The 18,995-nt window shown below is 58.2% G+C and carries 23 protein-coding genes; 16 read left to right on the plus strand and 7 right to left on the minus strand.

Features of this window, described 5'->3' with window-relative positions:
- The 13 genes from AC2FJV_RS04700 to AC2FJV_RS04760 all read left to right on the plus strand — a co-directional run.
- Positions 1-832: phage major capsid protein (locus AC2FJV_RS04700; protein ID WP_496712855.1), on the plus strand; the 832-nt coding region annotated here is incomplete at its 5' end.
- 171 nt (positions 833-1,003) lie between these two features.
- The gene (locus AC2FJV_RS04705; protein ID WP_496712857.1) at positions 1,004-1,603 is read left to right on the plus strand and encodes a head-tail connector protein; all 600 of its coding nucleotides are present in this window, start codon (positions 1,004-1,006) and stop codon (positions 1,601-1,603) included.
- Entirely contained in the window at positions 1,600-1,938 is a 339-nt protein-coding gene (locus tag AC2FJV_RS04710; protein ID WP_496693397.1) for a phage head closure protein, read from the plus strand. The genes AC2FJV_RS04705 and AC2FJV_RS04710 overlap by 4 nt, the downstream gene beginning before the upstream one ends.
- Positions 1,935-2,348: a DUF3168 domain-containing protein gene (locus AC2FJV_RS04715; protein WP_496712859.1), complete on the plus strand. Its 414-nt coding sequence runs from the start codon at positions 1,935-1,937 to the stop codon at positions 2,346-2,348. Before AC2FJV_RS04710 ends, AC2FJV_RS04715 begins: the two co-directional genes overlap by 4 nt.
- A 20-nt stretch (positions 2,349-2,368) precedes the next feature.
- Complete coding sequence (locus tag AC2FJV_RS04720) at positions 2,369-2,782, plus strand: phage major tail protein, TP901-1 family (RefSeq protein ID WP_496688422.1); 414 nt, start codon at positions 2,369-2,371, stop codon at positions 2,780-2,782.
- A gap of 2 nt (positions 2,783-2,784) precedes the next feature.
- Positions 2,785-3,105, plus strand: coding sequence for a gene transfer agent family protein (locus AC2FJV_RS04725; protein WP_496688420.1), 321 nt, complete (start codon positions 2,785-2,787; stop codon positions 3,103-3,105).
- Entirely contained in the window at positions 3,102-3,311 is a 210-nt protein-coding gene (locus AC2FJV_RS04730; RefSeq protein ID WP_496688418.1) for a rcc01693 family protein, read from the plus strand. The genes AC2FJV_RS04725 and AC2FJV_RS04730 overlap by 4 nt, the downstream gene beginning before the upstream one ends.
- Complete coding sequence (locus tag AC2FJV_RS04735; RefSeq protein ID WP_496712861.1) at positions 3,298-3,960, plus strand: RcGTA-type gene transfer agent tail tape measure protein; 663 nt, start codon at positions 3,298-3,300, stop codon at positions 3,958-3,960. Before AC2FJV_RS04730 ends, AC2FJV_RS04735 begins: the two co-directional genes overlap by 14 nt.
- A 15-nt stretch (positions 3,961-3,975) precedes the next feature.
- A complete protein-coding gene (locus AC2FJV_RS04740; RefSeq protein WP_271947592.1) occupies positions 3,976-4,608 on the plus strand; it encodes a DUF2460 domain-containing protein in 633 nt (210 codons plus the stop codon).
- Positions 4,608-5,495 carry a phage/gene transfer agent baseplate hub protein gene (locus tag AC2FJV_RS04745; RefSeq protein WP_496712863.1) on the plus strand — a complete coding sequence of 296 codons (888 nt, stop codon included), beginning with the start codon at positions 4,608-4,610 and terminating at the stop codon, positions 5,493-5,495. Before AC2FJV_RS04740 ends, AC2FJV_RS04745 begins: the two co-directional genes overlap by 1 nt.
- Positions 5,492-5,938, plus strand: a complete 447-nt coding sequence (locus AC2FJV_RS04750) for a C40 family peptidase (protein ID WP_271947589.1) — start codon at positions 5,492-5,494, stop codon at positions 5,936-5,938. Before AC2FJV_RS04745 ends, AC2FJV_RS04750 begins: the two co-directional genes overlap by 4 nt.
- The gene (locus AC2FJV_RS04755) at positions 5,939-9,901 is read left to right on the plus strand and encodes a baseplate multidomain protein megatron (RefSeq protein WP_496712865.1); all 3,963 of its coding nucleotides are present in this window, start codon (positions 5,939-5,941) and stop codon (positions 9,899-9,901) included.
- A 5-nt stretch (positions 9,902-9,906) separates the two neighbouring features.
- Positions 9,907-10,203, plus strand: a complete 297-nt coding sequence (locus AC2FJV_RS04760) for a DUF7742 family protein (protein ID WP_496688410.1) — start codon at positions 9,907-9,909, stop codon at positions 10,201-10,203.
- Here the strand turns inward: AC2FJV_RS04760 and AC2FJV_RS04765 are convergent.
- On the minus strand, positions 10,184-10,522 hold the full coding sequence (locus tag AC2FJV_RS04765; RefSeq protein ID WP_496712867.1) for a TraR/DksA family transcriptional regulator: 339 nt from the start codon (positions 10,520-10,522) through the stop codon (positions 10,184-10,186). The genes AC2FJV_RS04760 and AC2FJV_RS04765 overlap by 20 nt on opposite strands.
- A gap of 84 nt (positions 10,523-10,606) precedes the next feature.
- On the opposite strand from AC2FJV_RS04765, the gene cysE reads away from it, so the two are divergent.
- Positions 10,607-11,416 carry a serine O-acetyltransferase gene (cysE, locus tag AC2FJV_RS04770; protein WP_142633207.1) on the plus strand — a complete coding sequence of 270 codons (810 nt, stop codon included), beginning with the start codon at positions 10,607-10,609 and terminating at the stop codon, positions 11,414-11,416.
- A gap of 60 nt (positions 11,417-11,476) precedes the next feature.
- Here the strand turns inward: cysE and AC2FJV_RS04775 are convergent, their stop codons facing one another.
- From AC2FJV_RS04775 to AC2FJV_RS04795, 5 genes are all read right to left on the minus strand, one after another.
- Positions 11,477-12,781, minus strand: a complete 1,305-nt coding sequence (locus AC2FJV_RS04775; RefSeq protein WP_496712869.1) for a pyruvate dehydrogenase complex dihydrolipoamide acetyltransferase — start codon at positions 12,779-12,781, stop codon at positions 11,477-11,479.
- Positions 12,782-12,796: 15 nt separating this feature from the next.
- Positions 12,797-14,167: a pyruvate dehydrogenase complex E1 component subunit beta gene (locus AC2FJV_RS04780; RefSeq protein ID WP_271947583.1), complete on the minus strand. Its 1,371-nt coding sequence runs from the start codon at positions 14,165-14,167 to the stop codon at positions 12,797-12,799.
- 15 nt (positions 14,168-14,182) lie between these two features.
- Complete coding sequence (gene pdhA, locus AC2FJV_RS04785; protein WP_142633213.1) at positions 14,183-15,172, minus strand: pyruvate dehydrogenase (acetyl-transferring) E1 component subunit alpha; 990 nt, start codon at positions 15,170-15,172, stop codon at positions 14,183-14,185.
- A 175-nt stretch (positions 15,173-15,347) separates the two neighbouring features.
- On the minus strand, positions 15,348-15,647 hold the full coding sequence (locus tag AC2FJV_RS04790; RefSeq protein ID WP_185956602.1) for an FtsB family cell division protein: 300 nt from the start codon (positions 15,645-15,647) through the stop codon (positions 15,348-15,350).
- A 126-nt stretch (positions 15,648-15,773) separates the two neighbouring features.
- The gene (locus AC2FJV_RS04795; protein WP_496693403.1) at positions 15,774-16,964 is read right to left on the minus strand and encodes a phosphoglycerate kinase; all 1,191 of its coding nucleotides are present in this window, start codon (positions 16,962-16,964) and stop codon (positions 15,774-15,776) included.
- A gap of 133 nt (positions 16,965-17,097) precedes the next feature.
- Here AC2FJV_RS04795 and AC2FJV_RS04800 point away from each other — a divergent pair, with 133 nt between their 5' ends.
- Both AC2FJV_RS04800 and AC2FJV_RS04805 read left to right on the plus strand, forming a co-directional pair.
- The gene (locus tag AC2FJV_RS04800; RefSeq protein ID WP_271947577.1) at positions 17,098-17,604 is read left to right on the plus strand and encodes a peptidylprolyl isomerase; all 507 of its coding nucleotides are present in this window, start codon (positions 17,098-17,100) and stop codon (positions 17,602-17,604) included.
- The gene (locus AC2FJV_RS04805) at positions 17,597-18,145 is read left to right on the plus strand and encodes a peptidylprolyl isomerase (RefSeq protein WP_142633219.1); all 549 of its coding nucleotides are present in this window, start codon (positions 17,597-17,599) and stop codon (positions 18,143-18,145) included. The genes AC2FJV_RS04800 and AC2FJV_RS04805 overlap by 8 nt, the downstream gene beginning before the upstream one ends.
- Before the next feature lie 59 nt (positions 18,146-18,204).
- Here the strand turns inward: AC2FJV_RS04805 and aqpZ are convergent, their stop codons facing one another.
- Complete coding sequence (gene aqpZ / locus AC2FJV_RS04810) at positions 18,205-18,891, minus strand: aquaporin Z (RefSeq protein ID WP_281994467.1); 687 nt, start codon at positions 18,889-18,891, stop codon at positions 18,205-18,207.
- Between the last annotated feature and the right edge of the window lie 104 nt (positions 18,892-18,995).

Genomic DNA, 18,995 nt, shown 5'->3' on the forward strand with positions numbered 1-18,995 from the left:
CGCCGAGATCATCAAATCGGTGCTGAAATCTACGGCCTCTATCCGCTCGATTGCTTCGATCGTAAATGTCGAGGCGAACTCGTTCGATGTTTTGATCGACCACACGGATGTCGGTGCGGGCTGGGCAGATGAAAATGCTGCGGCGAGCGAAACCAGCACCCCGTCGATTGACCGAATCTCGATCCCGCTGCACGAGCTGAGCGCACTGCCCAAAGCCTCGCAGCGACTGCTGGATGACAGCGCGTTCGATGTCGAGGGTTGGCTGGCCGGCCGTATCGCGGACAAGTTTGCACGCGCCGAGGCCTCGGCCTTTATCAACGGCGACGGTGCGGACAAACCCAAGGGTATTCTGAACCACGCCAAGGTCGACAACGATGTTTGGGATTGGGGTAACATTGGTTATGTCCCCACCGGCATCGATGGCGGTGTCGAGGCGGATGCCATTGTGGACGTGGTTTATGCGCTGGGTGCGCAGTACCGGGTCAACGGAACCTTCGTGATGAACTCGAAAACTGCTGGTCTGATCCGCAAGCTGAAAGACAGCGATGGCCGCTTCTTGTGGTCGGACGGTCTGGCGGCGGGTGAGCCGGCACGTCTGATGGGCTATCCGGTGCTGATCGCCGAAGATATGCCGGATGCGGGAACCGACAGTTTCTCGATTGCCTTCGGTGACTTCCAGGCGGGCTATACCATCGCCGAGCGCCCGGACCTGCGCGTATTGCGCGATCCCTTCAGCGCCAAACCGCATGTTCTGTTCTATGCGACCAAGCGCGTCGGCGGTGATGTCAGCGACTTTGCTGCGATCAAACTCGTGAAATTCGGCACCGCCTAAAGCGGGCTGAAACCCGGGGGGCCTTCGCCCCTCGGGGCGGCGGGCGCGGGTCGGGGTGAGACCCCTGCGTTGTCTAGCTGCTCCCCTCCGTCCGAGCAACGTGGGGCGGCGCGTGCCCGTCAATTCCTGAAGTTACGGCCCCGGAGGGGTCCGAGATTGCGGAGTGAATGGATGATGTTGATCGAAGAAACCGCCATCGCGGATGCGGCGCTGCCGGTGGATCAGTTCAAGGCGCATTTGAGGCTGGGAACAGGCTTTACTAGTGCCAGCGTGCAGGATGAAGTGCTCAAGGGCTTCTTAAGGGCGGCGATTGCTGCGATTGAGGCGCGTACCGGGAAGGTACTTATCACGCGTGAGTTTTCCTGGAGCCTTAACAGTTGGCGTGACCCTGCGGGCGAAGTGCTGCCTGTGGCGCCGGTCTCGACCATCAATACGGTCAGTTTGACGGATGCAGCGGGTACTGAAACCGCCGTTTCGTCTGACAGATACAGATTGGATCGCGATAGCCAGCGCCCGCGGATACGCCCTGCCGGGGCTGTCTTGCCCGCTATTTCGACCGGCGGATCCGTGAAGATCGCGTTTATCGCCGGTATTGCCGGGGAATGGTCAAACTTGCCGGCAGATCTTGGGCAGGCGGTTCTGTTGTTGGCCGCGCATTACTATGAATACCGGGATGAGACCACGTTGAGTGCCGGCTGTATGCCCTTTGGCGTGACCAGCCTGATCCAACGCTATCGTGTGGTTCGTTTTGGTGCAGGGGTGGCCCAATGAAGGCGCCCCGGCTGAATAGAAAACTGTTGCTTGAATCCTCTGTGCGCACCGCTGATGGCGCCGGTGGGTATCTGGAAACATGGGTCGCCTTGGGCTCGGTTTGGGCCGAAGTCACTGCGCGCAGCGGGTCAGAGAGAAATGTTGCAGGGTTGCCGGTTTCGCGTGTCGGCTACCGGATTGTGGTTCGTGGCACGCCAGAAGGATCGAGCATGCGCCCCTCGCCGGATCAGCGGTTTGCGGAAGGCACACGCCGTTTCGTTATCCGCGCCGTCGCCGAGCGAGACCCGCGCGGCCAGTACCTGATCTGCTTTGCGGATGAGGAGGTGGCGGTATGAGCTATGGCGTTTCAGCCGCGTTGCAGGCGGCAATCTACCAGAAATTGTCGGAAGACACACAGATCAGCACTCTTTCAGGTGGAGCGATCTATGACGCCGTTCCAGCGGGTTCAGTGCTGCAAACCTATGTGACGCTGGGCCCGGAAGAGGTGCGCGATGCCTCGGACCGATCGGGGACCGGTGCCGTCCATCGTTTCACGGTGTCTGTCGTGTCCGAAGCTGCCGGGTTCGGTGCAGCAAAAACGCTGGCGGGGGCGGTTTGTGACGCCTTGGACAGTGCGGGGCTGACCCTGGATCGAGGCCGATTGGTCGGGCTGTGGTTCGAACGTGCCTCGGCCCGTCGGACCGGAACGGGCGGCGCGATCCGCCAGATCGACCTGAGATTCCGCGCCCGCGTGGAAGACGATTAAGTAATCAACGGAGAGAGCAAATGGCTGCCCAGAACGGAAAAGACCTGTTGGTCAAAGTGGATATGAACGGCTCAGGCCTGTTCGAGACCATTGCGGGGCTGCGTGCCACGCGGGTCAGTTTCAACGCGGAAAGTGTCGATGTGACCAGCCTGGAAAGCCAGGGTGGCTGGCGCGAGCTTTTGTCTGGCGCGGGGGTCAAGTCGGCCTCGATTTCGGGCTCGGGCGTATTCAAGGACGCAGGAACGGATGAGCGCGCGCGACAGCTGTTCTTTGACGGTGAGACACCGGGTTTCCAGATCATCATCCCGAATTTCGGGATTGTTGAGGGTGCGTTCCAGGTGACCGGCATCGAATATGCGGGCTCTCACAATGGCGAAGCGACCTATGAAATGAGCATGGCAAGCGCCGGTGCTCTGACCTTTACGGCGCTGTAACGATGGCCAATCCGTGGACGGGAGAGGTGGCACTGACCATCGATGGAGAGCAACGGGTTCTGAAGCTGACGTTGGGCGCTTTGGCGGAACTGGAACGGGAGTTGGGCACAGGGACACTGGTTGAACTGGTGCAACGGTTCGAAGGCGGCGCCTATTCCAGCGGTGATGTTCTGGCGCTTATCGTCGCCGGGCTGCGGGGGGGCGGGGCCAATGTCACCCGCGCCGATCTGCTGAGTGCCGAGATTGAGGGCGGGCCAATGCACGGCGCACGTGCAGCGGCCGAGCTGTTGGCAAGGGCCTTCATGGTGCAGGGGCAGGCATGAGCGGGTTCGACTGGCCCGCATTGATGCGGGCCGGATACCTCAGCCTACGCCTGACACCGGATCAATTCTGGAGCCTTACCCCGGCCGAGTTGCGGCTGATGCTGGGGCAGGGCGCGGGCATGCCTTCGATGAACAGAATGGGTCTGGATGCGTTGCTGGCGGCCTATCCGGACAAGACAATAGGAGAGCGTGATGACGGATCGTGACGGGTTGGACGACCTGCAGGAGCGAGGCGAGGCGCTTGGCGACTCGTTGGGTGATGCGGCGTCGATGGCCGCGGCATTTGATGGGCAGATGAAGCGCATCAAAGCAGCCTTTGAGGAAACGGGCAAGGATGTTGCAACGCTGGAGCGTGGCATGTCCGGCGGCCTGCGGCGGGCGTTCGATGGCGTCGTGATGGACGGAATGAACCTTTCCGATGCGCTGGACGTTTTGAAGAACTCGATGGTCCGCACCGCTTATTCTGCCGCGATCAAACCGGTCACGGATCATTTCGGCGGCCTTCTAGCCAATGGGATCGGAGGTTTTGTGAAGGGCATTCTTCCTTTTGCTGACGGCGGCAGTTTCAGTCAGGGACGGGTGATGCCCTTTGCCAACGGCGGAGTGATCAGCGGTCCAACCACGTTTCCAATGCGTGGCGGCACCGGGCTGATGGGCGAGGCTGGCCCCGAGGCCATCATGCCGCTGGCCCGCGGTACCGATGGGAAGTTGGGCGTGCGCATGTCTGGCGGAGGCTCTGCGGTGAACGTGGTGATGAACATCACGACCCCGGACGTGCAGGGTTTCCGTCGAAGCCAAAGCCAGATCGCGGCCCAGATGAGCCGCGCGCTGGGCCGTGGCAATCGCAATAGGTAGATCAAGGAGCAGACCATGAATTTCCACGAGGTGAGATTTCCGGCCAGCCTGAGTTTTGGTTCGGTCGGTGGGCCCGAGAGGCGCACGGATATTGTGACGCTGGCGAATGGGTTCGAAGAGCGCAATACCCCCTGGGCGCATTCGCGGCGTCGCTATGATGCCGGTCTGGGTATGCGATCCTTGGATGACATCGAAACGTTGGTCTCGTTCTTCGAGGCGAGGCAGGGGCAGATGTTTGGATTTCGCTGGAAAGACTGGTCCGATTTCAAATCCGGTGCGGCTACGGGCGAAGTTGCCCAAGGCGACCAGATCATTGCGGAAGGTGATGGCGTAGCGACAGAATTCCAGCTGGTAAAGACCTATTCCTCGGGTGGATTCAGTTATGTAAGGCCGGTCGTCAAACCCGTATTGGGAACCGTCCGCGTAGGCGTCGAGCAGGATGAGATGCGTGAAGGTGTCGACTTCGAGGTGGATCTGAACTCGGGGTTGGTCACGTTCTATTCGCCTCCGCCTGAACGGGTTGATATCACCGCCGGCTTTGAATTCGATGTGCCAGTGAGGTTTGACACCGACAAGATCCAAACAAGTGTCGCGAGTTTTCAGGCAGGGGACGTTCCGAACGTGCCAGTGGTCGAGGTGCGTGTCTGATGGCTGGTGACAAACAGGCCCTGCAGGCCCATCTGCAGAGCGGCCTGACAACGACCTGTCGGTGTTGGGCGATTACGCGCACAGACGGTGTTCAGCTTGGCTTTACCGACCATGACCTGAAGCTGAGCTTTGAAGGCCTGGACTTCAATGCAAGTTCGGGTCTGACGGCGGCCGCGATCGAGCAGGCAACGGGGCTGTCCATTGATAACTCGGAAGCAATGGGTGCGTTATCGGATGTCGCAGTAACCGAAGAGGATATCGAATCCGGTCGCTTCGACGGGGCCGAGGTGCGGGCATGGCTTGTGAACTGGGCCGATCCATCGCAGCGAATGTTGCAGTTCCGCGGATCAATTGGTGAATTGCGACGGGCAGGTGGGGCTTTTCATGCCGAACTGCGGGGCCTGACAGATAAGTTGAACCGACCTTTGGGCCGGATTTACCAAAAGCCCTGCACAGCCGTGCTGGGCGACAAGGCGTGCGGGTTCAACACCGATGCCCCGGGATATTCTGACGAAGCCGAAATCGTCGGTTTGACGGGGGGCAGTATTTTGCAGCTGCGAGGGGCGGAAACTCACCTTGAGGCATGGTTTGAACGTGGGCGGCTTGATGTGCTGACAGGCCGTGCGGCTGGGCTGTGGGGGGCGGTCAAGAAGGACCAAAAGACCGACACAGGTCGATCGGTCGTTCTGTGGTCTGCAATCAGCGGAGGATTGGCCGAGGGCGACAAGGTAAGGCTGACCGCGGGTTGTGACAAGCGCATGACGACCTGTCGTGCGAAGTTCAATAATATCAATAATTTCCAAGGTTTTCCTGACCTGCCTTCCGAAGATTGGGTGATGGCCGTTCCCAAGAACAACGGGGCGAACCGCGGAGGCAGCAGACGATGATCCCGATAAAGCAAAGCATTGTTGATGAGGCCCGAAGCTGGCTTGGTACCCCCTATGTTCATCAAGCTTCTGTCAAAGGGGTCGGAACAGACTGTCTGGGCCTGCTGCGCGGCGTATGGCGGGCGGTGCTTGGGCACGAACCTGAGGCCGTCCCGATCTATAGCATGGATTGGTCTGAACCACAGGGCGAAGAGCGTATGTGGGCCGCAGCACGCCGCCATCTTATCGAGAAAGACCCGGCATGGTTTTCTGTCGGAGACGTGTTGCTGTTTCGTATGCGGGAAAGTGGCGTTGCCAAGCATTTGGGGATTGTCAGCACCTGTCGAGACATCCCTCGGTTCATTCACGCTTATTCCGGACATGGCGTTGTTGAAAGCGCCCTGAGCGACCCGTGGCGACGGCGGGTCGTTTCTTGTTTTGAGTTCCCCACGGAGGATATCTAGATGGCGACGATATTACTGTCTGCGGCGGGTGCCGCTGTTGGCGGGGCCATTGGCGGGACGGTTGCGGGGCTGTCCACGGCAGTTATCGGCCGTGCCATTGGTGCCACTCTTGGGCGTGTCATCGACCAGCGTTTGATGAGCCAGTCGGTCATGGGCAGCGGCAGCGAAGTTGTAGAAACGGGCCGATTGGACCGTTTTCGCCTTACTCAGACGGGCGAGGGCGCCGCTGTCGCCAACATCTTTGGTCGGATGCGTGTCGGGGGGCAGGTTATCTGGGCTTCGGATTTTCTGGAAGCCCGCAGCACCAGCTCTACCACGCAATCGGTTGGGGGTGGCAAGGGATCCCCCAAGCAGCCCGAGGTTACAACGACCACCAACAGCTACAGCTATTCAGTTTCATTAGCGGTCGCGTTGGGCGCGGGGCAAATATCTGACGTGCCGCGTGTCTGGGCAGATGGCGAAGAGATTGAGCGCAGCAGTTTGAATATGCGCGTCTATCCTGGCACCGACGATCAGCTGCCCGATCCGTTGATCGAAGCAATCGAAGGTACTGGAAATGTCCCGGCCTATCGTGGCACCGCCTATATTGTGATCGAAGATTTGAAGCTGGGCGCTTTTGGAAACCGCGTCCCGCAGTTCTCGTTCGAGGTCGTGCGGCAAGAGCAGCCTGGTTTGCCTGATACCGAAAATTCCTTGTCACGTATTGTACGAGGCGTGGCGCTAATGCCTGGGACCGGTGAATATGCACTGGCGTCCCAGCAGGTGAATTACACAAAAGGCCGCGGCCGCAGTTGGGCGGCCAATGTGAATTCAACCTCTGGTTTGCCTGATCTCGTGACGTCCACACAAGCCTTGAAAAGTGAACTTCCGGGCTGTGAAGCCGCCTCTTTGGTTGTGTCCTGGTTCGGAAGTGATCTGCGATGCGGTCAATGCAAGATACAACCAAAGGTTCTGCAAAATGGTATCGAAGGCAAAAATATGTCCTGGGGTGTCGCGGGGCTGACAAGGGCAACCGCCCAAATCGTTCGTCAGGAAAATAACGAGCCCGTCTATGGCGCGACACCAGCGGACGCGTCGGTCATTCAAGCGATCCAACACCTTAAGCAAGAGGGGAAGCGGGTCATGTTCTACCCGTTTATCCTGATGGATCAGATCGGTGGAAACGGATTGCCCGATCCGTGGTCAGACGCCAGCGATCAGCCCCACCTTCCCTGGCGCGGTCGCATCACCCTGAGCGTTGCGCCTGGGCGGGACGGGTCTCCGGACCAGATGGCTGAGGCCGATGTTCAGGTGTCCGATTTCTTTGGTCAGGCGCGAGCGGATGATTTTGTTATCGGAAACGGCACGGTTTCCTATTCTGGCCCGCAGGAATGGGGGTTGTGCCGATTTATTCTTCACTACGCTGCCTTGTGTAAGGCGGCAGGTGGGGTGGACTCCTTCTGTATCAGTTCGGAAATGCGCGGTCTTACCCAGATTCGTGGCCTAAACGGATTTCCGGCCGTTGAGCAGCTGCGCGTTTTGGCAGGGCAAGTGCGTAGTATTCTGGGGCCAGACACAAAGATCGGTTATGCGGCGGACTGGAGCGAGTATTTCGGCTACCAGCCAAATGATGGCAGTGGGGATCGCTACTTCCACCTCGATCCGCTTTGGGCGGATGACAACATAGATTTCGTCGGTATCGACAACTACATGCCTCTGTCCGACTGGCGGGACGGTGAAGATCACGTGGATGCGGATGCCGGCGCAAAATCCATCTACGATCTTTCCTATCTGCGTGGGAACATCGAAGGTGGCGAAGGCTATGACTGGTATTATGCCTCGCCCGAAGAAGAGGCGGCACAAATCCGTACGCCGATCGGAGATGGTTCACATAACGAGCCGTGGATCTGGCGTTATAAGGACATTCGCAACTGGTGGTCACAACCGCATCACGAGCGAATCAATGGTGTGCGTAGCGATAACCCGACTCTTTGGTTGCCAGAGTCCAAGCCCATCTGGTTCACTGAGCTCGGTTGTGCGGCAGTAGACAAAGGCACCAACCAGCCCAACAAGTTTCTAGACCCTAAATCTTCAGAATCCGGGTTGCCGAAATATTCAAACGGGCTTCGGGACGACTTTCTGCAGACGCAATACCTCAGGGCGGTTCTTGGCTATTGGTCGGACGCAGATATCAATCCAGTTTCATCCAGCTATGGCGGCCCGATGGTGGACGTGTCCAATGCCTATGTCTGGGCGTGGGATGCGCGGCCCTATCCGACCTTTCCAAACCTGCGCAGCCAGTGGAGCGATGGGGCCAACTATGCCCGCGGCCATTGGCTTAATGGGCGTTCCGGCTCACGAACGCTGGCCTCTGTTGTGACCGAGCTTTGCCATGCTGCCGGTGTTACCGAGATTGATGTCTCGGGCCTTTACGGTTCCGTTCAGGGCTATGCGGTTGAACAGGTTTCGGATGCCCGTTCGGCATTGCAACCGCTCATGCTGCGGTATGGTTTCGATGCGCTTGAACGCGAAGGAAAACTGATCTTTCAGATGCGGGATGGCGCACGTGCCCTGACCCTGAATGAAGAGCAGTTGGCCATCACTTCGGACATTGACGGACACGTGGAATATCGCCGCGAGGCTGAGGCGGAAATGTCTGGCCGTGTCAGGCTGCGCTTTGTTCAGTCTGATGCTGACCATGAAATAGCCTCGGAAGAGGCTGTGTTGCCTGATGATGAAACCCATTCGGTATCGGTAAATGAGATGCCGTTGTCCATGACGCGGGCCGAGGGGCGTCAAACGGTGGAACGCTGGCTGAGTGAGGCGCGTGTCTCGCGTGAAACGGCTAGGTTTGCATTACCGCCTTCGCTTTTGAATGTCGGGGCAGGGGATGTTGTGCGGCTGGTCAGTGGTGGGCAGGACGCGCGCTATCGCATTGACAGGCTTGAACAGGTCGAAATGCAACTGGCCGAGGCTGTCAGGATCGAGCCCGGCGTTTACACACCGCCAGATGCCCCCGCTGATGAAGTTACGACGAAGCCATTTGTCGCTCCGGTGCCGGTGCTGCCGGTATTCTTGGACCTGCCTCTGATCACCGGTTCCGAAGTGCCGCATGCGCCATATCTTGCGGTTGCAGCAGACCCCTGGCCAGGAAGCGTTGCGGTGTACGCCGCATCAAGCGATGAGGATTACGCGTTGCAACAGGTGATAACAGGGCAGGCCATAATAGGCTTCACCGAAAGCCCGATGCGAAGGGCCAGTGCCGGACTTTGGGACGAGGGCGATGCCTTACGTGTCAATCTTGTAGATGGCGTCCTGGAGTCCCGTCCACGGACTGCCTTGTTAAGCGGGGCAAATCTTGCGGCGATTGGCGACGGAACGCCGGACAACTGGGAGGTGTTCCAATTCGCGGATGCGGCTTTGCAATCGACAGGTGCCTACTCCGTGTCCGGGCGGTTGCGCGGTCAGCTGGGGACAGATGCGATTATGCCCGATCTCTGGCCCGAAGGATCAATGTTCGTGTTGTTGGACGAACGTGTCTTCCAGACAGGGTTGTTGCGGTCGGAACGTGGCCTGACCAAACATTATCGCATTGGCCCTGCAACCAGAGGGTATGAAGATCCCTCTTACGAGCATCTGGTCGAGGCCTTTGAAGGCAATGGTTTGCGGCCCTATGCCCCCTCTCATCTTCGCGTGCAGCAATCCAGCTCGAGGGACGTGTTCTCATGGGTGCGGCGGACACGTCTGGATGGCGATGACTGGTCCGGGCTGGATGTGCCGTTGAATGAAGAAACCGAAGCCTACCTTGTTCAGGTTCGGCAGAATGGTAGCCTGATCCGCGAAGAGGTCGTTGCCCAGCCGGATTGGCACTATACGTCATCCATGAAGGCCACGGATACTGTTACAGGGTCTTATGAGGTGTCGGTTTCGCAGATATCTGCGGCTTACGGACCCGGATTGCCTGTCAGGCTGCAGGTCGGATAGGCGCGGTGCGGCCCGTATTGCACGGAGATGTCAGCGCGGCGGCGCGTGTTTTGTTGAACGCGCCGCCCGATCAGCGTGACCGTTTATGCCGACGTATGATTGCCGAAGCTGAAACGGCTGATGGCCATGTAAGTAAAACAGGGCGGCTACACCCGTTGTTCGGCAACGGTTCGTTAATGGCTGCGGCGCGAAACCGGCACCTTGCCGCCGAACCCTCATTCGATGATCTGCAGTATTGCCGGTGTTTTGAGACGGTGCTGCGTCATTTGATCCGGTTCCGCATTAACCAGAAGCACAGCTGACAAATCTGGTTGCGGCGAGGTCCAATTCAAGTCGGCCATTTGGAATCGGCTCGCCGCAATCTTCGCAGAATCCGTATTCTTGACTTTCAATCCGCTTCAGCGCGGCCAAAAGGCGTCGGTATTCCAGGTCCCGATTGACTTGGTGCGCCTTGGCCATGGCCTGGTTCTGTAGCGCATCCATCCGGCTCAGACGACCGATAGATTGTTGATCCAGTTCAACAACAGATTGCGCATCTTTCCCGGCCTGCGACTGGCGCTCCAATTCGTCCATCCTGGCACGGATTTTCTCGTTGATTTGCTTCAGGTCAGCCTCATTCATTTTCGTTGCTTTGCCGATCACGGGTTTGCGTTTGGCGTTTTAGCCACTAAATGGCATTCTAGGCGCAGCAAAGGATCAAAAGCCATGTTGGAAAAGCGCAGTCATGTCACACCTGTAGATCCCGTTTGGGATCGCATCACGACCGAGGCTCAGGCCGCGGTCGAGAATGAACCACTGATGGGTGGATTGGTGCACGCCTGTATTCTGCATCATCGCAGCCTGACCAGAGCATTGTCCTATCGCGTTTCCGCTAAACTATGCTCGAACGAAATGTCGATGATGGTTCTGCGCGAGATCGTGGACGAAGCTTATGCTGACGATCCCCATTTGATTGAGGCCGCCCGCGCAGACCTGATGGCGGTCTACGAGAGGGACCCGGCCTGCCACCGTCTTCTGCAACCGATTCTGTATTTCAAGGGTTATCAAGCGATGCAGGCCTACCGCGTCGCCCATTGGCTATGGCTCAAGGGGCGATATGATCTGGCCTATTTCTTCCAGATGCGGTCCTCCGAAATCTTCGGCATCGACATTCACCCGGCTGCCAAAATCGGTAAGGGGATCATGATCGACCATGCTCATTCCATCGTGATCGGTGAAACGGCCATCGTTGGCGACAATGTTTCGATGTTGCATTCGGTCACGCTGGGCGGGACCGGAAAAGAAGAGGAGCAACGTCACCCCAAGATTGGTGATGGCGTTTTGATCGGCGCCGGCGCCAAAGTCTTGGGCAATATCAAAGTGGGCCATTGTAGCCGGATTGCCGCCGGTTCGGTGGTGCTGCAAGAGGTGCCACCATGCAAAACTGTTGCCGGTATTCCGGCCAAGATCGTCGGTGAAGCAGGATGTGACCAGCCCTCGATCTCGATGGATCATATGCTGGGCAAAGATCACTAGATCTGAAGGTTCTTAAAGAAAAAGGCCGCCCAGTAGAGGCGGCCTTTTTTTAGCCAGATATCAGGCTAGCATGACCATCGGGTTTTCCAGATTGTCGACGATCGCCTGCAGCAGCTGCGCACCGAGGGCACCGTCAATGACCCGGTGATCGACCGACATCGTAACCGACATGACTGTTGCAACCGTCAGTTCGCCATCGTCACCAACAACTGGTTTCTTTGCGCCAGTGCCGACGGCCAGAATGCCCGCATGCGGTGGGTTCACGATAGCGTCGAAATTGTCGATGCCGAACATGCCTAGGTTCGAGACCGCAAATGTACCGCCCTGATACTCATGCGGGGCCAGCTTGCGTTCGCGGGCACGGGCAGCCAGGTCCTTCATCTCGGTTGAAAGCGCTGACAGCGACTTGGTGTCGGCGTCTTGCAGGACCGGCGTGAACAGGCCACCTTCGATCGCGACGGCAACGGCCACGTCCGAGGGTTTCAGCTGCAGAACCCGATCTCCCGCCCAGACGGCGTTGCATTCGGGTACCTGTTGCAGCGCATTGGCCAGGGCCTTGATGATGAAGTCATTGACGCTGAGTTTGACGCCACGGGCCTCAAGTTGCTTATTCAACTGACCGCGGAATTTCAGCAGTGCGTCCAGCTTGATATCCCGGCGTAGATAGAAATGCGGGATGGTTTGTTTGGCCTCGGTCAAGCGCGCGGCGATGGTTTTGCGCATCCCGTCCAGCTTGACCTCTTCGTAATCGCGGGATTCGTACATCCGCATAACCATATCCGTCGAGGGGCCGGTTGGCGTAGCTGAGGCTGCGGGTGCTGCTGCGGCCTGTACCGGGGCAGCCGCCACAGCAGGGGCTGCGGTTGCGCTTTCGACATCCGCCTTGACGATACGCCCATGTGGGCCGGATCCACTGATTTGTGCTAGGTCGAGACCTTTTTGCGCAGCGATGCGACGAGCCAGGGGCGAGGCGAAGATACGACCGCCATCTGCCTTGACCGGCGCTGCCGGGGCGGGGACGGGCGCTTCGGACGCCGCTGGAGCGGAGGCCTCGTTGCCCGTGGCGGCTGGCGCCGCCGCCGGAGCCGCTGCAGGCGTTGCACTGATATCATCAGCGCTTTCGCCTTCTTCCAGCAAAACCGCGATGGCGGTGTTGACCTTGACCCCTTCGGTTCCTTCAGGGATCAGGATTTTGCCGATTGTGCCTTCGTCAACGGCCTCGAACTCCATCGTGGCCTTGTCGGTTTCGATTTCGGCGAGCAGATCTCCGGAGGAGACTGTGTCGCCCTCTTTGACCAGCCATTTGGCAAGCGTGCCTTCCTCCATGGTCGGCGACAGGGCGGGCATCAGAATTTCGGTGGGCATCTGTCTGTTGCTCCCTTACCGGTAGGTCACTTGTTTGACGGCTGCGATCACCTCGTCGGTGGTCACCAGCGCCAGTTTTTCGAGGTTCGCTGCGTAGGGCATCGGAACATCCTTGCCGGTGCAGTTGATGACAGGCGCGTCGAGGTAATCAAACGCTTCCTGCATCACCACCGATGAAATGTAGCTGCCGACCGAGCCTTGCGGCCAGCCTTCTTCGACGGTCACAAGACGGTTGGTTTTCATCACCGAATTGATGATTGCGCCTGTGTCCATCGGGCGGATGGTGCGCAGGTCGATCACTTCGGCACTGATACCGTCCTCGGCCAGCTTGTCTGCAGCTTCCAGTGCGAACTGCATGCCAATGCCAAAGCTGACGATGGTCACGTCTGTGCCCTCGCGCCAGATGCGGGCCTTGCCCAACGGAATGCTCAGGTCATCCACCTGCGGTACTTCGAATGAGCGGCCATAGAGGATTTCGTTTTCCAGGAAGATCACCGGGTTCGGGTCACGGATCGCGGATTTCAGCAAGCCTTTGGCGTCGGCCGCTGAATAGGGCATGACGACCTTGAGGCCGGGGATCTGCATATACCAGGCTGCATAGTCCTGGCTGTGCTGCGCGGCCACGCGGGCGGCGGCACCGTTCGGACCCCGGAACACGATGGGACAGCCCATCTGACCGCCGGACATATAGAGCGTCTTCGCGGCCGAGTTGATGATCTGGTCAATCGCCTGCATGGCGAAGTTGAAAGTCATGAACTCGACAATCGGTTTCAACCCGCCAAAGGCCGAACCAACTGCGATCCCGGCAAAACCATGTTCGGTGATCGGAGTGTCGATTACGCGCTTGGCGCCAAACTCATCCAGCAAACCTTGCGAGATTTTATAAGCGCCCTGATACTCCGCGACTTCTTCACCCATGAGGTAGACGTCACCGTCATTGCGCATTTCTTCGGCCATGGCGTCGCGCAGGGCTTCACGCACGGTTTCGGACTTCATCTCGGCATCAGCTGGCCAATCTGGGGACAGATCTACCTTAGGTGCGGCTGGGGCAGAGACAGGAGTAGGGGCCTCAACCGCAGCAGGGGCGGCTTCGGTCGTCGCTGCGGCTGCGGGTGCAGCCGCGGGCAGGGCGGAGGCGTCTTCGCCTTCTTCGACGAGGATGGCGATAGGGGTATTTACTTTGACCCCTTCGGTGCCTTCAGCGATCAGGATCTTGCCCATGATCCCTTCATCAACGGCTTCAAACTCCATCGTGGCCTTATCTGTTTCGATTTCGGCCATGATATCGCCGCTTGATACGGTGTCGCCTTCCTTGACCAGCCATTTGGCCAGGGTGCCCTCTTCCATCGTGGGGGAAAGGGCGGGCATGAGAATTTCGGTTGCCATGTCTTAATCGTCCTCTCAGGCGTAGATATCTGTCCAAAGCTCGTCCAGCGACGGCTCGGGGCTTTCTTTCGAGAATTCAGCGGCTTGATTGACGATCTCCTTGATCTCTTTGTCGATCGCCTTCAGGTCATCCTCGGTCGCGTGTTTGCCGGAAAGCAGCAGCTCGCGGACATGTTCGATCGGGTCGCTTTGTTCGCGCACCTTCTGAACCTCTTCGCGGGTGCGGTACTTGGCCGGGTCGGACATCGAGTGTCCGCGATAGCGATAGGTTTTGATTTCCAGAATGTACGGACCTTTGCCCGCGCGGCAATGGGCAACAGCCTTTTCGCTGGCCTCTTTGACCGCTAGCACATCCATGCCGTTGACGATCTCGCCAGGGATGCCGAACGCCTCGCCCCGGTGGTAGATATCCTTGGTCGAAGTCGACCGCGCCTGGGATGTCCCCATCGCGTATTGGTTATTCTCGATCACGAAGATCACCGGCAGTTCCCAGATGGCGGCCATGTTGAAAGTCTCATAGACCTGACCCTGGTTGGCGGCACCGTCCCCGAAATAGGTGAAGGTGACGCGGCCGTTTTCCTGATACTTGTCGGCAAAGGCCAGACCGGCACCCAGAGGAACCTGCGCCCCGACGATGCCGTGACCGCCATAGAAATGCTTCTCTTTCGAGAACATATGCATCGAACCGCCTTTGCCCTTGGACAATCCGCCCTCGCGCCCGGTCAGTTCTGCCATTACGCCGCCCGGATCCATGCCGCAGGCCAGCATATGCCCATGATCGCGATAAGAGGTGATCCGCTTGTCACCTTCTTCGGCGGCTGCTTCCAGTCCCACAACAACTGCCTCTTGACCGATATACAGGTGGCAGAAACCACCGATCAGACCCATGCCGTATAGCTGGCCAGCCTTTTCTTCGAATCGGCGGATCAGCAACATTTCACGGTAATAGGTCTTGAGTTCTTCCGCAGAAACGTTTGGTTTCTTTGTGGTTTTTCGCGCAGCCATTGTGGCGATCTCCCCCTCTCGGCAAGATAGTTTAGCGTTAAACTATCTAATAGAACATTTGAGGCTTTCTGGCGAGTGGAAATATTGCGCTGTGGTTTGACACGCGGAAAACCGTTCAGGTAGGGACGTATGCGTTACCACAGCAAGGATTTCCGACGAAGAATTTTGGTCCCGCTCAGCGGATGACAATCTCATCCGAGCGGATCATACCAAGGATCGAGCGCGCCTGCTGATCCAGTAAATCGAGGTCAAGATAGGTGTCTGAAAGCCTGCGGGTCAGATTTTCCATTTCGGCGATTTCGGTGCTCAACGCTGCAAGGTCGCGCGACAGAGCATCCCGTTCCGCTGCAATCTCGACCCGTCGAAACAGGCCATAGTCTCCCTGGACGGCAGCAAAGGTGAAATACACACCCAGCATGAAAGCCACCGAGAAAAAAGCAACTGAGCCCAAACCGGGCCGATGGGAACGGGACACTCTGTTTACCGCCGTATGAAGTCTGCCTCAATGTCGTGCCATTATGCTTGGCATCTGACTGCACTATGTCACAGGTGATTCGGCTTGTGAATCCCCCGATTCGCAAAATTACCCGTGCAGCTGAATTTATTGTTCCAGCGCGGCGACGCCGGGCAGGGTTTTTCCTTCCATCCATTCCAGGAATGCGCCGCCTGCTGTCGAGATATAGGTGAAATCCCGCGCCGCGCCGGACGCGTTCAGGGCGGCTACGGTATCACCACCGCCCGCGACCGAGACCAACTGGCCCGAACGGCTGAGCGCGGCAGCCTTCAGTGCGGCCGCATTCGTTGCGGCATCGAAGGGTTCCAGTTCAAAGGCGCCCAAAGGGCCGTTCCAGATCAGGGTTCGGCTTTGGCTGATGATTTCAGTGATAGCGGCGACACTCTTGGGGCCTGCATCCAGGATCATGCCGTCTTCGGGGCATTGGTCTGCGGGCAAAACTTGATGCGGCGCATTGGCCTGGAAGGCTTTTGCGACAACCACGTCACACGGCAAAACGATCTGGCATCCAGAGTTTTCCGCCTTGGCAAGAATCTCTGCGGCAGTGTCTTTCATCGCGGTTTCGGCCAGCGATTTGCCGACACTGATACCTTGTGCCACCAGAAAGGTGTTGGCCATGCCACCGCCGATGATCAGGTGATCCACCTTGTCGATCAGGTTGCCCAGCAGCTCTAGCTTGGTTGACACTTTTGCCCCACCGACCACCGCTGTCACCGGACGCTCGGGCGCGCCAAGGGCGCTTTCAAGTGCCTGCAGCTCGGCCTGCATCAGCCGACCAGCGCAGGCAGGCAGCAGGCGAGCGATAGCTTCGGTTGAGCTGTGGGCGCGGTGCGCAGCGGAAAAGGCGTCGTTGCAATAGACCTCGCCCAGTTTGGCCATGCCAGCAGCCAGATCAGGATCATTCTTGGTTTCAGCAGCATGAAAACGGGTGTTTTCCAACAGCAATACTTGCCCGGCTTGCAGAGTGTCTGCGACAAGCTCGGCCTCGGTGCCGACGCAATCGGCTGCGAACAGAACCTGCGCACCAAAGGCGCTTTCCAATGTGGGGATAAGTTGTTTCAGCGACAGGCTTTCGCGCCGCTCTCCGCCCGGGCGTCCGAAATGGGCCAAAAGGATAGGCTTGCCACCTGCAGCGAGAATATCGCGTACTGTGGGTACGATGCGCTGAATCCGGGTAGCGTCGGTCACGACCCCATCCACCACGGGCACATTGATATCCACGCGCACCAGCACGCGCTTACCGTTCAGGTCCATATCGTCCAGTGTTTTCCAGCCCATCGCGCGATCCTCGTGTTTGGCAACCGATCTAGGCGGTTCTTTTCCTGCATTTTGCCCTCAGGTCAATGCGTCACTTGGCTTTCGCGTGCGTGGCGCATAGGTATTTGCGCAAGATAAACGACAGGAGGGCCACATGGCCGAGATCAAGGATCCCGAAAACACAATCATCATCGAGCTGAAGGGCGGCAATGTCGTCATCGAGCTGCTGCCAGATGTGGCCCCGCAGCATAGCGCTCGGATGAAGGAACTGGCGCGCAGCGGTGAATATGACAACGTGGCATTTCACCGTGTGATCGACGGTTTCATGGCGCAAACCGGTGACGTGCAGCACGGCGATATGGAAGACGGATTCAACCTGCGCAGTGCAGGCACAGGCGGGTCATCGCTGCCGAATGTTCCGGCAGAGTTTTCGAAACTGCCGCATGATCGCGGCACGTTAGGCGCGGCTCGGTCGCAGAATCCGGACTCGGCCAATTCGCAGTTTTTCATCAACTTTAGCGACAACCATTTCCTGAACGGCCAATACACGGTCTATGGCCGTGTTATCGACGGGATGGAGCATGTGGACGCCATCGTTCGGGGCGAGCCGCCTGCAAGCCCGGATCGTATGATCAGCGTCAAGGTGGCTGCCGATGTATAAGCTGGCCGCCGCATTTGTCCTGCTGGCCGGTCCTGCACTGGCCACGGGCCTTGAGATCGAGATTGAGGGCGAGGGGGCCAATGGCACCGTAACCGTTGATCTGTTTGACGATATTGCCCCCAAGCATGTTGAACAAATTAGCGCCCTTGCCGCTGCTGGTCAGTATGATGGCGTGGTGTTTCACCGCGTGATCGACGGCTTCATGGCTCAGACCGGTGACGTTGAACACGGTCGGGTGGGTGGCGATATGCGTCGTGCCGGTACTGGTGGTTCGGATCGGCCGGATCTGCCAGCTGAGTTCTCGGACTATAACTTTGATCGTGGTGTTATTGGCATGGCGCGGGCGCAGGATCCCGACAGTGCCAACTCGCAATTCTTCATAATGTTTGAACCTGGGCCGTTCCTGAACGGTCAATATACGGTTGTCGGTCAGGTTACTGACGGTATGGACGTTGTTGATGCGATCAAGCGAGGCGAAGGCCCGAACGGAGCCGTAATCGGCCAGCCGGATGCGATGAAAAAGGTCACCGTGACCGAATAGATAAAAGGACCCCGGTGCCTGGTCAGGTGCCGGGGTCTTTTTGTAAGCGTGCGCTTGGGTCAGTCGTCAGACATGGCCTTCCAGATCAGCGCACCAATCGCGCCACCAATCAGCGGGGCAACCCAGAACAACCATAGCTGAGCCAGCGCCGGCCCATCGGCAAACAGGGCAACACCGGTTGACCGTGCTGGGTTGACAGATGTGTTGGTCACCGGGATCGAGATCAGGTGGATCAGCGTCAGCGCCAGACCGATGGCAATCGGCCCGAACCCTGCCGGAGCACCGCTTGAGGTCGCGCCCAGAATGATCAGGATGAAAAATGCCGTCAGCACGATCTCGATCACCAAGGCGGACATCATCGAATAGCCCATGGGTGATGCCTCGCCATAGCCATTGGACGCAAAGCCTCCGACCCCGGCGAAATCTGGTGCGCCGCTGACGATCAGATACAGAACAGCCGCTGCTGCAATGGCTCCGATAACCTGAGCAATCCAATAGGGCAGCAGATCCTTAGCCGGGAACCGTCCGCCGATCATTAAACCCAGACTGACTGCCGGATTGAAATGCCCGCCTGAAATGTGGCCAACGGCAAATGCCATAGTCAGCACTGTTAGGCCAAAGGCGAAAGATACGCCCAACCAGCCGATACCGACATCCGCGACGCCAGCCGCTAAAACAGCGCTGCCGCAACCGCCAAGCACCAACCAGAATGTACCGAAAAATTCAGCCATGAGTTTTGTTGACATGAAAAGTCCTCCGAAAACCAACGGGCTGTAGTGTAATCCAAAACACAGAAATATCGAAGCTACTCATCACACATAGAAATTCGGCGAAGAATGAAGGGGTATTT

It is taken from the genome of Ruegeria sp. CDSA241, assembly GCF_059611265.1.